At 65.2% G+C, this 17,193-nt stretch carries 16 protein-coding genes and 1 other RNA gene; 11 read left to right on the top strand and 6 right to left on the bottom strand.

Features of this window, described 5'->3' with window-relative positions; genetic code table 11:
• Positions 1-26 precede the first annotated feature (26 nt).
• Positions 27-1,067 (bottom strand): AI-2E family transporter, encoded by a 1,041-nt coding sequence (locus LL964_RS17930; RefSeq protein WP_104588703.1) that lies wholly within the window; start codon positions 1,065-1,067, stop codon positions 27-29.
• A 339-nt stretch (positions 1,068-1,406) separates the two neighbouring features.
• Complete coding sequence (locus LL964_RS17925) at positions 1,407-1,844, bottom strand: NUDIX domain-containing protein (protein ID WP_104588704.1); 438 nt, start codon at positions 1,842-1,844, stop codon at positions 1,407-1,409.
• A 146-nt stretch (positions 1,845-1,990) separates the two neighbouring features.
• Between LL964_RS17925 and LL964_RS17920 the strand changes: the two genes are divergently transcribed.
• Positions 1,991-2,647 (top strand): SDR family oxidoreductase, encoded by a 657-nt coding sequence (locus LL964_RS17920; protein WP_104588705.1) that lies wholly within the window; start codon positions 1,991-1,993, stop codon positions 2,645-2,647.
• A gap of 645 nt (positions 2,648-3,292) precedes the next feature.
• On the opposite strand, the gene LL964_RS17915 is transcribed toward LL964_RS17920, so the two are convergent.
• Positions 3,293-3,766 carry an SRPBCC family protein gene (locus tag LL964_RS17915; protein ID WP_228329487.1) on the bottom strand — a complete coding sequence of 158 codons (474 nt, stop codon included), beginning with the start codon at positions 3,764-3,766 and terminating at the stop codon, positions 3,293-3,295.
• Between the two features lie 218 nt (positions 3,767-3,984).
• Here LL964_RS17915 and LL964_RS17910 point away from each other — a divergent pair, with 218 nt between their 5' ends.
• Positions 3,985-5,154: an HDOD domain-containing protein gene (locus LL964_RS17910; RefSeq protein ID WP_146092444.1), complete on the top strand. Its 1,170-nt coding sequence runs from the start codon at positions 3,985-3,987 to the stop codon at positions 5,152-5,154.
• Between the two features lie 20 nt (positions 5,155-5,174).
• On the opposite strand, the gene LL964_RS17905 is transcribed toward LL964_RS17910, so the two are convergent.
• A complete protein-coding gene (locus LL964_RS17905; protein WP_425478215.1) occupies positions 5,175-7,367 on the bottom strand; it encodes a PAS domain-containing protein in 2,193 nt (730 codons plus the stop codon).
• A 231-nt stretch (positions 7,368-7,598) separates the two neighbouring features.
• On the opposite strand from LL964_RS17905, the gene LL964_RS17900 reads away from it, so the two are divergent.
• A non-coding RNA gene (locus tag LL964_RS17900) (sX9 sRNA) lies at positions 7,599-7,668 on the top strand.
• Positions 7,669-7,954: 286 nt separating this feature from the next.
• The gene (locus tag LL964_RS17895; RefSeq protein WP_104588709.1) at positions 7,955-8,146 is read left to right on the top strand and encodes a CsbD family protein; all 192 of its coding nucleotides are present in this window, start codon (positions 7,955-7,957) and stop codon (positions 8,144-8,146) included.
• Positions 8,147-8,271: 125 nt separating this feature from the next.
• On the opposite strand, the gene LL964_RS17890 is transcribed toward LL964_RS17895, so the two are convergent.
• Complete coding sequence (locus LL964_RS17890) at positions 8,272-8,679, bottom strand: VOC family protein (RefSeq protein WP_104588710.1); 408 nt, start codon at positions 8,677-8,679, stop codon at positions 8,272-8,274.
• A gap of 874 nt (positions 8,680-9,553) precedes the next feature.
• Between LL964_RS17890 and LL964_RS17885 the strand changes: the two genes are divergently transcribed.
• The 4 genes from LL964_RS17885 to LL964_RS17870 all read left to right on the top strand — a co-directional run bounded on the left by LL964_RS17885 (position 9,554) and on the right by LL964_RS17870 (position 13,949).
• On the top strand, positions 9,554-10,084 hold the full coding sequence (locus LL964_RS17885) for a hypothetical protein (protein ID WP_104588711.1): 531 nt from the start codon (positions 9,554-9,556) through the stop codon (positions 10,082-10,084).
• A gap of 16 nt (positions 10,085-10,100) precedes the next feature.
• A complete protein-coding gene (locus LL964_RS17880; RefSeq protein WP_104588743.1) occupies positions 10,101-11,987 on the top strand; it encodes an XVIPCD domain-containing protein in 1,887 nt (628 codons plus the stop codon).
• 384 nt (positions 11,988-12,371) lie between these two features.
• The gene (locus LL964_RS17875) at positions 12,372-12,593 is read left to right on the top strand and encodes an XAC0095 family protein (protein WP_167395441.1); all 222 of its coding nucleotides are present in this window, start codon (positions 12,372-12,374) and stop codon (positions 12,591-12,593) included.
• A 192-nt stretch (positions 12,594-12,785) separates the two neighbouring features.
• Positions 12,786-13,949, top strand: a complete 1,164-nt coding sequence (locus tag LL964_RS17870) for an MFS transporter (RefSeq protein WP_228329486.1) — start codon at positions 12,786-12,788, stop codon at positions 13,947-13,949.
• Between the two features lie 115 nt (positions 13,950-14,064).
• On the opposite strand, the gene LL964_RS17865 is transcribed toward LL964_RS17870, so the two are convergent.
• Positions 14,065-14,397 (bottom strand): winged helix-turn-helix transcriptional regulator, encoded by a 333-nt coding sequence (locus tag LL964_RS17865; RefSeq protein WP_104588714.1) that lies wholly within the window; start codon positions 14,395-14,397, stop codon positions 14,065-14,067.
• 254 nt (positions 14,398-14,651) lie between these two features.
• Here LL964_RS17865 and LL964_RS17860 point away from each other — a divergent pair, with 254 nt between their 5' ends.
• From LL964_RS17860 to LL964_RS17850, 3 genes are all read left to right on the top strand, one after another.
• Positions 14,652-15,263 (top strand): NAD(P)H-dependent oxidoreductase, encoded by a 612-nt coding sequence (locus tag LL964_RS17860; RefSeq protein ID WP_104588715.1) that lies wholly within the window; start codon positions 14,652-14,654, stop codon positions 15,261-15,263.
• A 224-nt stretch (positions 15,264-15,487) separates the two neighbouring features.
• On the top strand, positions 15,488-16,225 hold the full coding sequence (locus tag LL964_RS17855) for an SDR family oxidoreductase (protein ID WP_104588716.1): 738 nt from the start codon (positions 15,488-15,490) through the stop codon (positions 16,223-16,225).
• Positions 16,226-16,287: 62 nt separating this feature from the next.
• Entirely contained in the window at positions 16,288-17,187 is a 900-nt protein-coding gene (locus LL964_RS17850; protein WP_104588717.1) for an SDR family NAD(P)-dependent oxidoreductase, read from the top strand.
• The last annotated feature ends 6 nt before the right edge of the window (positions 17,188-17,193 follow it).

Genomic DNA, 17,193 nt, shown 5'->3' with positions numbered 1-17,193 from the left:
GACGCGTTACGCGCAGCGCTCAGCGCTCAGCGCTGTGCTTGCCCCGGAATCGACGTGGGCGTGCCCAGCGCTTCCTGCACGTACAGGCGCTTGATCAGCACGAACGCCACCACCGTCAGCGGTGCGGCCAGCAGCACGCCGGGCGGGCCGAGCAGCATGCCGATGCCGAACAGCGAGAACAGCAGCAGCACCGGCGGCAGGTCCACGGTGCGTTGCTGGATCAGCGGCAGCAGCAGGTTGCCTTCGATCTGCTGCACCACCACGAACAGCGCCGCCGTGGCCAGGGCCATCTGCGGGCTGACCGTGAATCCCAGCAGGATGGCCGGGATCGCCGCCACGATCGGCCCCACGATCGGCACGAAATCCAGCAGGCCGGCGAGGATGCCGAGCGCCAGCGCACCGGGAATGCCCAGTGCCCACAGCCCGAGGCCGGTCAGCACCCCGACCACCGCCATGGCCATCAGCTGGCCACGCAACCACAGCCGCAATGCGGTAGCGCTCGCCTGCAACGCCTCGTCGGTGGTTGCCCTCACGTGCGCCGGCAGCAGCAGCAACACCCCGCGCCGGTACAGCTGCGGCTGCGCGGCCAGATACACCGCCCCGGCCAGTACCAGGAACAGGTTGGCCACGCTGCCGGTGAGCCCCAGCGCGAAGGCGCCGGCACGCGGGGCCAGATTGGACACGCGCGTCGGCGCCTGGCGCGTCAGCTCGTGCAGCGCCGGCCCCAGTGGCCCGGCCGCGATCCAGTCGTGCAGACGCGTCCACGCCTGCGGCAGCGTGCGCTGCAGGGCACCGACTTCCGACGCCAGCTGCGAGCCGAACAGCCAGGTCAGCGCCACCAACACCACGGTCAGCACGATCACCACCACTGCCAGTGCCCAGCCGTCGGACAGGCGCGTATGCCGGGTCAGCCGGCTGGTCAACGCGCGCAGCAGCACCGCCACCACGATCGCACCGAACACCATCAGCAACAGATCCGCCAGCTTCCAGAGCAGGCACGCGCACGCCACCAGGGCCAGGACAAGGATCACCCGGACAACGAAGGCGCGAAGCTCGGAGGAAGGCATGGGCGGCTCACTGCAGAATCGGCCACCAGCCTAGCGAGGGTGACGAGAAGAGCATGTGCCCGCGCGCGCGGCAGGTGCCCCGGCCGGCGCCCGCAGGATCGGCCGCGTGCACGCGACCAGCCGCTGAGACGCGATGCCCACGGCCGCTGCGGCAACGGCAGGGTCGCCTCACTGCCACGCGTCCGTGCAGCCTTGCCGGGCCATACGGCAACCGAGCGGCATAGCGGAAGCCACTGCTGCCGGGCACTGGCGACCGGCGCGGCGCCTGTCGCTGCGCGGTCGATGTCGGGCGCGCAGGCGGCCGGCAGCGATGCCGGGTTCAACGCGACAGCTGGCCCATCACACGGTGGCGTCGCGCTCGGCCTGCACCTGCTGCACGGCCTGTCGCGCCGAGCGGGTCAGCGGCGTTGGCAAGGCATCCAGCTCGAACCAGCCGATGTCGTGCAACACCTGTGGCTCGCGCAACTGCGCCTGTTCGCTGCCTTCGATGCGGGCAAGGTACACCGGCGCCACCCAGTGCTGCGGCGGCTGCATGTCCGGTTCGAAGTGGCTGACCACGCACAGCACGCGTTGCGGGTGTACCTGCAGGCCGGTTTCTTCCAGCACCTCGCGCACCACGGTGGCTTCCACCGTTTCCATCCAGTCCACCTTGCCACCCGGCAACCCCCAATGCCCCGGCTCGGGTGCACGCCCGCGCAGCACCAGCAACACGCGGCCATCGGCACGCTGGATGAAGGCACCGCAACCGACACGGGGGCGGAGATCGGAGGTGGGCATGGCAGGTCTCGTAATCGGGTCTGGGGATGAGTGTCCCAGATGTCGCCGCTGCGGTCAGTGCCCGCACCGAGTGCGGGCACTGACGCGCGCTTAGCGCAGCGCTGGTGAGAATGGCGACCTTGCACGCACGTCCTGCTGGAGCTCGTATGTCTCGTCTATTGGTGGTTGGTGGTCATGGCAAGGTCGCACGCTTGCTCACTCCGTTGCTGGTGCGCGGCGGGCACCAGGTCACGGCGCTGTTCCGCAATCCCGAGCATGAAGCCGATCTCGTTGCCGATGGCGCCACCCCGTTGCTGTTCGACATCGAGCATGCCGACACCGCCGCCATCGCCGCGCAGCTGGCCGGCCACGATGCGGTGGTGTGGTCGGCCGGTGCCGGCGGTGGCGATGCCGCGCGCACCTATGCGGTGGATCGCGATGCGGCGATCCGCTCGATGCAGGCAGCCGAACAGGCGCGCGTGCGCCGCTATGTGATGGTGTCGTATCTGGGTGCCGGGCTGGAACACGGCATCGGGCCGGACGATCCCTTCTTCGCCTATGCCCAGGCCAAGGGCGCGGCCGACGCCTACCTGCGCGGTACCACGCTGGACTGGACCGTACTCGGGCCCGGCCGGCTGACGCTGGATCCGCCCACCGGCCGCATCGCCTGCGACCCCGGCAGCGACGCCGATGGCGGCGTTTCGCGTGCCAATGTGGCCCAGGTGATCGCTGCTGCGCTGGCGACGCCGGCCACCATCGGCAAGACGGTGGGCTTCATCGACGGGCAGACCCCGATCCCGCAGGCCTTGTCGCAGCTGGACTGAACACGCGCCCTGCCGGCACCTTCGCCAACAGTCGCCGGTGCCTGATCGATTTCGCCACACTCCCGACGCGGCGATGCGCCCCAGCTGCACTGCCCTTCTGTAGAGCGTCCCTGGGCGCGAGGGCCGTACCGGTAACGCCCGTCGCGCCCGGGAACGCTTCTACGGGAACGCTGTCGGCGAGATGGCCTGGACAGCAGCATGCTCACGTCCAGCCCGTTGGCCTTGCGCACCACATTTGCGCACTACACAAACGAAAACAGACACCGCGCGGTACGCGATGTCTGCAGGAAGTGGTCCAACTGCGGATGCCTGCACCCTTTAAGCTGCCTAGATGCTCTAGAACTGCACAGCTGGTGACGCATGGTGAGGCCATGCGCGTTAGCGCGGCGTGCAGCACAGCGGTCAGTGCGAAGACACCTCAGTCATGCTGCACTGCAGCTTGGCCAGCGTGCGCAGCATGCCGCACGGGTGCACGCGTCTGGCGCGATGACATGCGGCGACATGGAATCGATACAAGGCCGCTGCACCAGGCATTCGTCGCATGGCGGCACCTGCGCAGCCCGTCTGCGTAGGCAACGTCGCGATGAACGCAGCCAGAGCCGACGAACGCGCCGGCCCGATGCACAGCGGCGCGGACCACCCAGGCTAGCCTTGCGGCGGCGCTTCCAGCAGATGGGCCAGCAAGGTCAGCGAGTCCTGCCAGCCCAGATGGCAGGCGTACGCCGGAATCTGCTCGGGAATGCCTTCCTGCACGATCTGCAGATCGGTACCGCAGGGCAGCGGGTGCAGGCGAACCGTGGTGTGCAGGGTACCCGGCAGGGACGGATCGTCGAACACGTCGTTGTAGCGCAGCAAGGCGCCGGGCTGCAGCTCCAGATAGGTACCGCCGAAGGCATGGCGCTGCCCGCTGGCGAAATGGGTGAAGGCCATCCGGAAGGTGCCGCCGACCTGGGGATGCAGATGCTCGATGGTGCCGGTGTAGCCGGACGGCGGCAGCCACTTGACCATGGCATCGGCATCCAGGAAAGCCCGATAGACCAGCTCCGGGCTGGCACGCACAACACGGTGTAGCGTCACGGTGGACATGGACGGGCCCTCGGCTGGAAGTGGAACACCCATGCTACCGGCCAATGGCGCGCGCGGAGATGTAACGCGTGCGCGACCGGCGCAGCCCCGGTCGGGTCCGGTCGTCTGCAGTGCACCGCTGTCCTCGCGGACGTGCGCGGTACGCTATCGTCCGGGCGCGCGCGCAGCCGGCAGCGTCACGAACGCATTCCGCATTGCCGCCGTGGCCGGCATCGCCGATAGTCGCGACACTGATCGAACGACTGCCCACAATGCTCGCCAACGTGTTGTTGCTCGCTGCCGGATGCGTCGTTGCCGCGACGATCGTCGGTGCCCTCGTATGGATGCATCTGCGCCGGCGGGCGCCGTCGTCCGTTGCCGCCGCGGCCACGACGACCACCGCGGCATCCGGTGCCCCGGCCGACCCGGTCGCTCCCTCGCCGGTGCCCATCCCCGAAGCCCCGCTCTCGCCGCCAGCGCCATTGGCCGCCAGCGCGCAGCCATTGCAGACCGCACCGCCGCCGATGCGTCCGCTGCTGCGGCGTATGTATGCCGCGGTGATGGCCACCCCATCGCTGGCCGATGGCCACTTACCGACCGATCCTGCACAGGCGGCCGTGCTGGAGGCCGTGGGCGGTGCGCTGGCGCATGTCGACCTGCGCCCGCAGCTGCTGCCGCGACGCCCGCATCTGTTGCCGCAGCTGATGCGCGCGGTCAACGACCCGGACGCCTCCGGCCGCGGCATCGCCGCGATCATCGCGCAGGATCCGGCGCTGGCCGCCAACCTGCTGCGCATCGCCAACAGCGCACTGTATCGCCCGCAGGGCGCCCCGCTGGAAAGCCTGGAACGCGCAGTGGTGCATATCGGCACCGAAGGTGTGCGCCAGATCGTCGCCGCGGCCGTGATGCAGCCGGTGTTGAGCCTGGACGGTGGCCTGCATGCGCGCCTGCCCGCCGCAGTGTGGGATTACGCCCTGCGTACCGCCACCGCGGCGGCGGCCTATATGCGCGAACGCGGCGGCGACACCTTGTCGGCGCAACTGGCCGGCCTGCTGCAGGGCCTGGGCGCGGTGGTGATCCTGCGCGTGCTGCGCGATGCCTATGCCGAACGCCCAAACCTGCCCTACAGCCTGGAGGTGGCCGCCGCCCTGGTCGAGCGGCACACCGCGACCGTGGCCAAGACCATCGCCACCACCTGGGAACTGCCGCCGCAGCTGGGCGCCGCGCTGGACGAACAACGCCCCGAACACGACGCCACCCTGTTGGCCACCACCCTGGGCCGCGCGCTGCAGTACGGCCGCCTCGCCGCAGCGCTGGCCATGCTCGCCCGCCACGGCGCCGAGCAGGAAGGCAGCGCCCTCGGCATCCTCGCCACCCTGGAGCCGGACGAGACCGCCAACGCCGCGTTGTGGCAGCGGCTGGTGGCGACGAGCGTGGAGTGAGCGCCGGCGCACCGATGCACTCACCCCTGGGTGGCGATCAACTCCTTCACCCGCGCAGTCAGCACGCTCACGCTGAAGGGCTTGGTCAGCACCGCCATGCGCGGCTCCAGGTGATGGTCGTCCAGCAGCGCGCTCTCGGCGAAGCCGGTGATGAACAGCACCTTGAGATCGGGGCGGTGCGCGCGGCTGGCATCGGCCATCTGGCGGCCGTTCATACCGCCGGGCAGGCCCACATCGCTGATCAGCAGATCGATGCGTGCCCCCGATTGCAGGATCTCCAGGCCAGCCGCGCTGTCGCCGGCTTCGATCACCGTATAGCCAAGTTCCTGCAGCACCTCGCCCAGCAACTGGCGGATGGTGGGTTCGTCGTCGACGATCAGTACCGTCTCGCCATCGTCGGTCGGCGTCAGTTGCAGTAGCGGCGTGTTCGTATCGGCATGTGCCGGATCGCTCAGATGGCGCGGCAGGTAGATGCATACCCGCGAGCCCTTGCCCACTTCGGACTGAAGACGGACCTGCCCGCCGGACTGCTTGGCGAAGCCGTAGATCATCGACAATCCCAGCCCGGTGCCCTCGCCGAGCGGCTTGGTGGTGAAGAACGGATCGAAGGCACGCGCCACCACATCCGGCGGCATGCCGGTGCCGGTATCGCTGACGCACAGCGACAGGTACGGCCCCTCGCGCATGCCCAGTTGCTGCGCCAGATCGTGGTCGATCCAGTGGTTGCTGGTGTCGATGCGCAGCCGTCCTCCGTCGGGCATTGCGTCGCGCGCGTTGATGCACAGATTGAGCAAGGCGTTTTCCAGCTGCGAGGCATCCACCAGCGCCGGCCACAGCAGCGGGCTGGGCACGTTCTCCACGCGGATGCCCGGGCCGACGGTGCGCTGCACCAGCTCCAGGATATCGGCGATCAGCTGGGTGACATCGGTGGGCTTGGGCAACAAGGTCTGGCGGCGCGCGAAGGCCAGCAGACGGTGGGTCAACGCCGCTGCGCGGGTGGTGGCGCTCTGCGCGATGCCCAAATAGCGCGGCAGCTCCGCAAACCGCTGCTGTTCCACCCGCAGGGTCATCAGTTCCAGCGCGCCGGAGATACCGGCAAGCAGATTGTTGAAGTCGTGCGCCAGCCCGCCAGTGAGCTGGCCCACCGCTTCCATCTTCTGCGATTGCCGCAGCGCTTCCTCCACCACCATCAGTTCGCCGGTGCGCTCGCTGACGCGCTGTTCCAGGGTCTCGCTCAGCTCGCGCAAGGCGACCAGGGCGCGGTCGCGTTCTTCGGACAGCGCGTGGCGTGCGTCGATGTCCAGCAGCACCCCCGGAAACCGCAGCGGCGTGCCATCCGGCGCGCGCTCCACGCGCCCGTTCGCCTCCAGCCAGTAGTAATTGCCGTCGCGGCGCCTGACCCGGTACTGGTGCGCATACGCACCGCCACGCGCCAGGGCTTCGCCGATCGCCGCACGCAGGCCGTCGCGATCGTCCGGATGCACATTGGCGAGTACCGTTTCCATCGGCAGGTCGGTCCGGCTGCTGGACGGATCGAAGCCGAAATTTTCCGCGAATGCCTCGTCCACCGAGAACGCATCGTTGGGCACGTCCCAGATCCAGGTCCCGATGATGGCGCCGGCCGCCAGCGCCAATTGCACGCGCTCGGCATTGCGGCGCGCGGCGGTCTCCGCCTCCAGCGCCCGATCGCGCTCGCTGGTACGGTTGACCACCTCGTGCACCAGATGCGTGTTCTCGTTGCTCAGCATGGCGTTCTGGATATCGCGATGCCGGTCGGCCGCCACTTGCGCAGTGGTTTCGATGGCGATGTTGAGCAGCCCCACGATGCTGCCGTCCTCGCCGCGGATGGGAGAGGCGGTGGCATTCCAGTAGGTGGTTTCGCGCACCCCGTTGCGCAGCATCGGCAAGGCGACCACGCCCTGGCCGTAGCCCTCGCCGGTGCGCATCACCCGCGCGAAATCCTCGGCGATCGGCGCATAGGTGTCGCCCCACACCTCGGCCACTGGCTGCCCCAGCGCATGAGGGTGACGGTCGCCCAACGATTGCAGATACACATCGTTGTAGAACAGGCGCAGCTGCGGCCCCCAGAGCACCGCACCGAGCAGCCTGGCATTGAGTACCATCGACAGCGCCGAGCGCAGCGACTGCGGCCAGGTCTGCGGCGCGCCCAGCGGCGTGGCGGCCCAATCGTGCGCGCGGATCGTCGCGCCCATGACCCCACCACCGGACAGAAACTCCAGGCCGCTCGGCGCAACGACAGGATGGACTGTGCTCACGTGGCAGCCGTGCCCGGTAGGAAGTGGCCGCATTGTGGCATGCACGCCAGGACAGAATGTGGGTCGCAGGGGACGGGGCGTTGACCAAAACCAACGCATTAACCTGGAGCGGCCAACAAGACGACCGTGTCCGCCCCCAGACGGGCGTGGGCGGTGCCCAGAAACTGCATATACCATGCGTACCCTCCGGTTCCTGCGCGCCGTCCACACCCACCAGACGGCTGCTGTTTCGTTGGCCGTTCTTCACCGGCGCTGCGTGGCAAGCGGCAGGCAGGCAACTGCTGGCGTCCGGATCGACCCTTGCGTCTGCGTGCACCCTGCAGCCCCCGGGGTGTGCCGGGCGGCGAGCGGCTGCCGGTGTTCCGCTGTCAACACCTCGACCCGTACGCGGTCGCATGTAATGAAACTTCACGTGCCGACGGCACGGCGTAACGGCAGCTGAGTGCGGCGGACGCGAGCGCACGCCATGCTCACACAGGCATGCACAGACTGGCCGCGTTCCCCAACACTATGCGAGACATCCAATGGATAAGAACCGTATCGAAGGTGCCGCCAAGCAGGTCAAGGGTTCGGTAAAGGAAGCGGTTGGTCGCGTTACCGGCAACAGAAGCACCGAGCTGGAAGGCGCCGCCGAAAAGAACATCGGCAAGGTACAGCGCAAGGCTGGCGAAGTCGCCGACAAGGTGCGCGACGCATCGAAGCAGTCACGGCACTGAGTTCGCGGTTTACAGGCAACTCCGCGCCTCACCAGCAACGTAGCAGAACGCCCCGACCTGGTCGGGGCATTTTGTTTGCGGCGAGTGTTATCCACGCGGGATAACGCGTGTTGGGCTTCGATCGATCAGGACGCCACGGCGTCGTAGCCGGCCGCCGTGAACTCGATCAGGCAATAGCCATGCCCGAATGGATCGGCCATCAGCGCGATGCGGCCCCATGCGTTGTCACCGATCGCCTGCTCTTGCGTCGCGCCAGCAGCGAGCGACTGCGCAATGGCATGCTCAAGGTCGTCGACAACGAAATCCAGATGGATCGGTGTCCAGTGCCGTTCGTAGCATCTCGGCTGATCCGCATGCGAGACCGCCTGCGTGCCTGCCGCTTTCGCCAGCAGATAGAGCTTGGACGAAGTGCCAATCAGCTCAACCGCGTCCCTGCCGAACCTGCGTGCGGGCCGAAGGGCGAACGCGGCGCAGTAGAAGCGCTCGGCGGCTCCGATATCGTCGACGTCGATGTTGACCAGAATGTCGGACATGGCAATTGTTCCCAAGGTTTGGCGATCTACGGAATTTGGATGAGTACTCTTGCACGGCGGCAGGTATCGTGTGCGGCCATGCACACTTGCCAGCGTGTCCCTGATTGGACGTAGCCTTTGGGCAGACTGGTGCCGTGGCTTGAAAGCCGGCAACGAGAGAGTTGTTGACAGCCTTAGTTAGCACAACTAACCTCACACCCTCGAGCCGCAGAACGGAACCAGCCAGTCAGCCAGCGATGGCTGCGCGATACTGGAAGTATCGCCTTGATCGCGGCCTTTGGCAGGCCGGGTAACAGGTGATGAAGTCGTCTGCAAGTCAGAAACTAGCCCAGTTCATCGCTCGGCGTCTGAGGGTATACCGCGTACTCAGCAAGCGTTCGTTATGGCGGTCCACAAGAACGAATGATTGAAGCAACACTCCGGATCCAAATGGTCCAGCCTTTCTCCTGAAGACGAGCGGATAGGGGCCATGGAGAAGGGCGATACTGGCATTGTTCGAAAAGTGGTAACCGGCTCATCAAGCCAGACGTGCATTAAATCCATCACCACGCTGAATGGTAGGCAATACGCTAATGGACGTGCTGATTCACAGCCGTAAGCTCAAAGCCGCATAGTCCCCACAGCCAATCATAGGTCCGAGTGAATCGATTTGATGGCAATCGAAGGTTTCACAAGTAGGTTACGTATGCGCACGAAATAGCTGATGCCGCCTTTAACTTCCTAAAGTATCATGACTAGCCCACATGGACGATTGCTGATGAGACCCAAAAGAGCTGCGTTACTCTCACTTCTCGTCCTTGGCCAAAGCATGCTTTGTGCATGTGCGCATACGCCTGCTAACTCAACCTCGCCACTACCAGAAGAGCCACGCGCAATGACAACGCCTGAGACCTCGTCGGTCAATCCTACGCTTAGCGCTGTTGAAATTGGTGAGAGTTTTTTGAAGTTGCTCCAAGGCTTGGAGTCCAGAAAAGATTTGACAGTTGAGCGGGTACGTGAAGTCACCGGAGTTTCTTTGAGAAAAGTCTCTTTCCCAGCCGAAAATCTTGATTCATACATCTATGGCCAAGCGCTTGGCAATGGTTGGAGCTACTCACTGGAACTCATCCCCGAGTCTCGCTCACTGAAGCAGGGGATAAGCCTGTCTTTCGTCAACGAAGAGAATGAATATTCCAGGCTGGAGCACAATTGCATCGATTTTGAGAGATACAAGAATTCTCTGGTGGAAGCTGGATTCGTGGATTCGCCTGTGTACGGGGAGATTGGTCAATTACAGAGCTGGCGGCTTTCGAAATTTGCGAAAGACGGAAGTGATAACAATATTGTTATCTCGATCGTTCCACAGAACGAGACGCCTGGTTCGCCTAGTAGGCTCTGCGTCAAATCAATTGGCACCTTGAACTAGCCAAGGATGGATGCTGATGATGATCCCGAATCAACAACTTGAAGCGGCGTTAGCTCAGTTTGTTGGATCTGGCGTTACGCCGGATCAGGCAGCGCAGTTGCGCGGCGCAATTGTGGCGGACCCCAGATTGTTACAGCAGTTCAACCACCAAGCACAAGCTGGCCATCTTCGGAGCTTCGCCCTACAAGCTGCGTCCGGCTCGGCGGCAAATCTTGCGGGAACTTACGATATACAGAGCGGCGTAGTGACTCTTCCGCTAGCCGATGTCCAGCCTACCGGGAATACGTCAAGCAGCAACCTGAGAGCGACGCTACAAGTTCAGCAGATGTCCATAGCGTTTGCACACAGCACCTACCAAGACGCTGCAAGAGCTAGTCATCCTGTCACGCAGGACATGGTCGATAACCTGCAATCAACGATCAATGGTTCACCGTTTTTAGCTACAGAGATCAAGAGGTCGGCAACGACAATCGATCAATCGGATACGCAAAACCCGAAGAGAGCACAACTTGAGGGCTTTGGGTTCCTAGGGCCGGGCATAGCGGCTGGGGGTACCTACGACGGTGGCAGAAAAGTCATGAACTTGCCGCCGATAGGGCTGCAAACTGGCTCAGCGGCCAATCCTCGAGGGATGTTCAACGACAAGGACATGACATTCGTACTTGGGCATGAGATCCAGCATAGCTTTAACCACGCTGCAAAGACACAGGCAACGCAGAAGTTCTTGACTGACGTTGAAACTCAGTCGAAAGCTCGGGGCCCTGTACATGACTACACGGACGAGCTTCGTGCGTACATACAGGCTGGACGTGAGGATGAGGCGAGGGCGGAGATTGCTGGTTGGAATGCATTGCTTAGTAAGCAACAGCAGATGAACCCCAACGCAGGCCTCAAGGAGATGCAAGCAACTCAAATCGACAGGGTCAAGGACTTCATTGCAAATCATCCTTCCACCGGTATTGTCGTCGGACGTCCGGGTTTGACATTCAATCAAGACGGCAGTCTCTCTCAGACGTCGGGCAACATTGCCGCAATGGGTCAGCACTACTTCGATCGACCCTCCCCGCTCTACGCACAGCCTGGCCAGCGCCCGGTGGGTATTGGCGAGCATCGCAATCAGGCAGGCCAGCTGCAGCCGACGGCGGACTATGCCAACTACTACGGCACCTGGGGAATTGAGCAGATCCTGCAGGCAGAAGATCGTGCAAACGTATTGCATCAGGGCGCGCGGCCGCGTGTCACCATCGACATGGCTGCGCTGGGATTGAAGGAACACCTGATTGAGAACGAAGGCCTGGACCGCGGGCAGAACAAGGCACCGTTTCCCTACCACGACAGCAGCACCACTCCGCCGACGCTGCACCATTTCGATCATACGCAGAATGGCAGCGTGAATCCCGCGCACGACCATACCTACGTGCCCGTCGTCCCCAGCGCGCCTGCGACGATTCGCCCACGTGGGCCCGACGATCCTGCGCACCCGGACCACACCATGCTTGAGCAGATCCGTAGCGGTGTCCGCAAGATCGACGACAGCGTGGGCAAGCCCTACGACGAGATGAGCGAGCGCGTGAGCCGCTGCCTGCTGGCGGCCTGCAAGGACAACCGCGATGCCTATCCGGGTGTGGGCGAGCGCTCGCTGGCTGACAACGCGTTGAGCCGGGCGGATCATGTGGTGATGGGCAAGACCGGTCACCTCTTCGCTGTGGAAGGCCGGCTGGACGACCCCGCGCACAAGCGGGTGCATGTGGAGCTCGATCAGGCGATCCGCACGCCGGTCGAGCAATCGGACCACAAGCTGCTGGCCGCCAATCAGGCCATCGCCCAGGAAGCCGCGCTCGCCCAACAACTGGAGCTGGCGCATGGACTGCACGAGTCGGGTCACCCTGCTCCAACGCGGTAGACCAATGAATGTCGCACCAACGCGACAGCAAGCCCACCGCCATCTTTCGCATGCGCAAGACGCGCGAGCCGTCTTCGAAGAGCAGTCACCATGGGCAGCGGACAGGCATTGATCGCCGTGCTGCTTGACCCCTGTGGGGCGCCGTCGCACACTCCTACCCGGAGCCTAGAAACTCCATACAGACAGCGGCACCCACCTCCGAGAATTTGGTGGGTTTTTTGTGTCCGGCCGAAAGGCTTGGCACGGCTCGGCGTTCCTGCGCCGGGAGGGCGGCGAATACAATACCCGCAAGGGGAATAAGCCCGCCGGCTGTCTGCGGTTTCTAGCCTCCCGGCATCCCGCTGCGTTGTGCAGCGGGAGCTGCCACCTGGCAAGGAGAGCGGCATGCACGACGAACCCGGCTACTGGATGTCCGAAGGCACGCAATACCACCTGCTACGCGTCCGCGACCAACTGCACTTGCTCGCCACCCTGGCCACGCCGCGCACGCGCGAAGAAGGTGCCATGGGCATGCCGGCCATCCCGTTGCAGCAATGGGCGCATTGCCTGCAGCAACTGGCTGAGCAGGTCGATGACGTACTCGATGATCTGAGTGGCGCCCCATAGTCCTTCCGTGCACTCGCCATTTTGGCGTGCAGTCAACCGCCTCACGGGCTTTTGCCAAGTGGACCGAAGCACTGAAAAGCCACATGCGCCCCCAAGTCTCCACGCAGCTTCAGGCATGATCTGGCGATGCGCACCGATCGGGCCGACTCCATGAGTTCCGCAATTACGACATCCAGACGCTCGAGCGCTGCGTTGGCGACGATTGTCGTGGCGCAGTTGTTCGGCACGTCGCTATGGTTCTCCGCCAATAGCGCGGCCGACGATGTGATGCGCCAGTGGAACGTGGGTGCGGCAGCCATCGGCTGGCTGACCATGGCCACGCAGGTGGGCTTCATCCTGGGCACGTTGAGCTTTGCGCTGAGCGGGTTGGCCGACCGGTTTGCGGCCAGCCGCCTGTTTGCCTGCTGTGCGGTGGCAGGAGCGGCGTGCAACCTGGGTTTTGCGCTGTTCGCCAGTGACGTGGCCACAGGCGTGCTCTGGCGCTTCGCAGTCGGACTGTGCCTGGCCGGCATCTACCCGATCGGGATGAAGCTGGTGGTGCAGTGGGCGCCGCAGCATGCAGGCAAGGCGCTGGCGTGGCTGGTGGGCATGCTCACGCTGGGCACGGCGCTGCCGCAGGGCATCAAGGCGGTGGGTGGGTCACTGCCTTGGCAGACGCCGATGGTGGCGGCCTCGGTGCTGGCGGTGATTGCAGCGGTGATGATCCTGCGCCTGGGGCAGGCACCGGGTGCACCACCACAAGCGGGCGGCAGGCTGGCGTTCGGTGCGGTGTGGCAGTCGTTTGCGTTGAAGGACTTTCGTGCGGCCACTTTCGGCTATTTCGGCCACATGTGGGAGCTGTATGCGATGTGGACGCTGACGCCACTGCTGATTGCGCGCACGGGGTTGGCGCAAGCGCTGGGGGTGAGCGCGGCGACCTTGGCGTTTGTGGTGATCGCTGCTGGCGCAGCAGGCTGTGTGCTGGGTGGGCAGTTGAGTGCGCGCATCGGCAGCGCGCGCGTGGCGGCGTTCGCGATGGGGGTATCGGCGCTATGTTGCCTGGCATTTCCGTGGGTGGCTGCACAGACCGCGACTGCTGCGCTGGCCTTGATGGTGATCTGGGGTGCCAGCGTGGTGGCAGATTCACCGCAGTTCTCCGCCCTGGCTGCACGCGCATGCCCTGCCCCCATCGTCGGCAGTGCGTTATCGATACAGAACGCGATCGGTTTTGCGATAACGGTGGTTGCGATCGGGATCACAACACGGTTGGTGGATCTACTGGGATTACAGATCGCCTGGGTGCTGCTTCCCGGGCCATTGCTTGGATTGATTGCGCTGATGCCGTTGTGGCGCAGGCGCCCTGGCACCTTGGCCTAGCGTGACATTGGCGCGGGCCTGCCGATACAGCCATGCGTAGGATGCAGGGCTGTAGCTGTGATGCTGGGACCTCGCCGCGTAGCCGCTCTTCGCTGGAAGAAGCAACACACCATGCTCAGCGCGGTTGTTTGCGCGCCTCGCCCCAGGCCAGCATCGCATCCAGCGCAGGACACAGCGCCTGCCCCCAGGCCGTCAGACGGTAATCCACCTGGGGTGGGACCTGCGGGTAGACGGTGCGTAGCACCAGGCCGTCGCGTTCGAGCTGACGCAGCTGCTGGGCGAGCATCTTCTGCGAAATGCCGGGAACCAGGCGCTCCAGGTCGGAGTAGCGCTGCACCTGGCCGTCGAACAGGTGGAACAGCAGCAGCAGTTTCCAACGGCCCTGGATGAGGTTGAGCAGGGCTTCGACATCACAGGCGGCGGTGTCCGGGGTGTGCGGCTTTCCCATGGGTGCGTTACTTACCTTTGCGTGCGTTCTTGTGGCCGGCGTGGCGGTTGCCGATGATGGCATACACGTTTGCGCTGGATAACACGCAACGGCGCCTGCGTTACCTGTTGCGCCTGGTTGCGATTCCATCGCCCACATGCAGGCGTGGCGATACTGCGAGGTGCGCTGCAGCCAACGCGCAGCTGCGCCCATGTGCGGCGGCTGCGTGCCACACCCTTTCTCCCTCATGACCGCTCTCCAGGAGTTCTTGCCGCATGCATTCCCTGATCGTTATTGCACATCCCGAGCCGAGTTCGCATACGCATGCGGTGGCAGCGCAGGTCGTTGCGGGCTTGACCGCCCACGATGCGGGCCACACGTTCGACGTTGCCGACCTTGCTCAGGAAGGTTTCGACCCGCGCTTCACGCTGGGCGATGTCGCGCTGTTTCAGCAGCGTGCGCCGGCACCGGCGGATGTGGCCGCCGAGCATGCGCGGCTGGAGCGCGCGGATGCGTTGGTGCTGGTGTACCCGGTTTACTGGTGGGGGTTTCCGGCATTGCTGAAGGGCTGGATCGACCGCGTTTTCACGCTGGGCTGGGCGTTCGACGAGGCGCCGGACGGCAGGATCGTCAAACGGCTGGGGCAGCTGGATGTGCATCTGCTGGCCATTGGCGGTGCCGACGAGCGCACCTATGCGCGCCACGGCTACTTCGGCGCGATGAAGAGCCAGATCGACCACGGCATCTTCGATTTCTGCGGTGCGCCGGTGCGCACCAGCGAGCTGCTGACCGTGCCCGACCCGGCGTTTCCGGAGTCGCATTTCGAAACGGCGCGTACGGTGGGCGGGCGGCTGTTTGCGGGCAAGGCGGGCGCTGCTGCGGGTTAGCCGGGTAGCGGCCGCGTGTGCCGCCAGTCCGTTGCCGATACGGTCGATGCGGCCCGTACTGCGGAAGCGCCCTCAGCCGCGCGGCAACGAACCGAACCTTGGGCTCGCCACGCACTGTTCGCGCACCGGGAACAGTGTTGTGCGGTTTGGCGTGATGATCGTCGTGTCATTGCATTGGATAGTTTTCGCAACGCCGCAGCCCCGCGGTGCAAACGGACACATCCATGAGTCAACAACAGAAGGTTGCCCTTGTCACCGGAGCCTCGCGCGGTATCGGCGCGACCATCGCACAGCGCCTGGCGCGCGACGGCTTTACGGTGGTGCTCAATTACGCCGGCCATGCCGACGAGGCCGAACAGCTGGTGCGCAACATCGAAGCAGGCGGTGGCCGCGCCATCAGCGTGCAGGCCGATGTCAGCGACCCGGCGGCGGTGGAGCGCTTGTTCGCCGCAGCACACAGCGCGTTCGGTGGTGTGGATGTGCTGGTCAACAACGCCGGCATCATGCAGTTGGCCACATTGGCCGACAGCGACGATGCCTTGTTCGACAAGCACATCGCGATCAATCTGAAAGGCACCTTCAATACGCTGCGCCTGGCTGCGCAGCGGCTGCGCGATGGCGGGCGCATCGTCAACCTGTCCACCAGCGTGGTTGGCCTGAAACTGGAAACCTACGGTGTATATGCGGCCACCAAGGCGGCGGTGGAAACGCTCACCGCGATCCTGTCCAAGGAGTTGCGCGGACGTGGCATCACGGTCAATGCGGTAGCTCCCGGGCCGACCGCCACCGCGTTATTCCTCGACGGCAAGCCGCCGGAGCTCATCGAACGCTTGTCCAAGGCCAATCCGCTGGAGCGGCTCGGCGAGCCGGAGGATATCGCCGCCGCAGTGGCGTTCCTGGTCGGCCCGGACGGCGGCTGGATCAATGGACAGGTGCTGCGCGCCAACGGCGGCATGGTCTGAGCTGCACCGGCGCGCGGCGTTACGCGCGCGCCGCGTCCTCCCCCCCTTGAAGGAGCAAGCACATGAGCAAACGCATCCTGGTGACCGGCGCATCCAGCGGCTTCGGGCGATTGACCGCGCAAGCGCTGGCGGCCGCCGGCCATACCGTCTACGCCTCCATGCGCGATACCGCCGGGCGCAATGCCGGTGTGGCACAGGAAATGGCCGCGCTGGCCGGCGACCGGCAACTGGCCTTGCGCGCGATCGAGCTGGACGTACAGTCGCAGGCATCGGCCGATGCGGCAGTGGCCGCCATCGTGGCCGAGGCCGGCGGACTGGACGTGGTGGTGCACAACGCCGGGCACATGGCGTTCGGGCCAGCCGAAGCCTTCAGCGCCGAGCAGTTCGCGCACCTGTACGACATCAACGTGCTGGGTACGCAGCGGGTGAACCGCGCCGCCCTACCGCAGTTGCGGGCGCAGCGGCAGGGGGTGTTGGTGTGGGTGTCCAGCAGCAGTTCGGCCGGCGGCACGCCGCCGTATCTGGCGCCCTACTTCGCCGCCAAGGCGGCGATGGATGCGCTGGCAGTGCAGTACGCGCGCGAGCTGGCGCGGTGGGGCATCGAGACCTCGATCATCGTGCCCGGCGCCTTCACCAAGGGCACCAACCACTTCGCGCATGCCGGCGCCCCCGACGATGCCGCGCGCGCGGCCGCGTACGAGGCGGGCCCATATGCGCGATTCGGCGAACAGGTGCAGCAGGCGTTCGCGCGCATCGTCCCCGAGGACGCCGACGTGGCCGAGGTGGCGCAGGCGATCGTGCAGGTGGTGGATGCGCCGTTCGGCACGCGGCCGTTCCGGGTGCATATCGATCCGGCCGGCGATGGCGCCGACGTGGGCTTTGCGGTGCTCGATCGCCTGCGTGCAGAGATGCTGCACCGTGTGGGGCTGGCGGATCTACTGGTGCCTCGCGCGCCGGCGTGAGCGGCG

The sequence above is a fragment of the Xanthomonas melonis genome (genome assembly GCF_020783655.1).
Lineage (GTDB): Bacteria > Pseudomonadota > Gammaproteobacteria > Xanthomonadales > Xanthomonadaceae > Xanthomonas > Xanthomonas melonis.
This window is presented reverse-complemented; position numbering and strand designations above follow the sequence as displayed.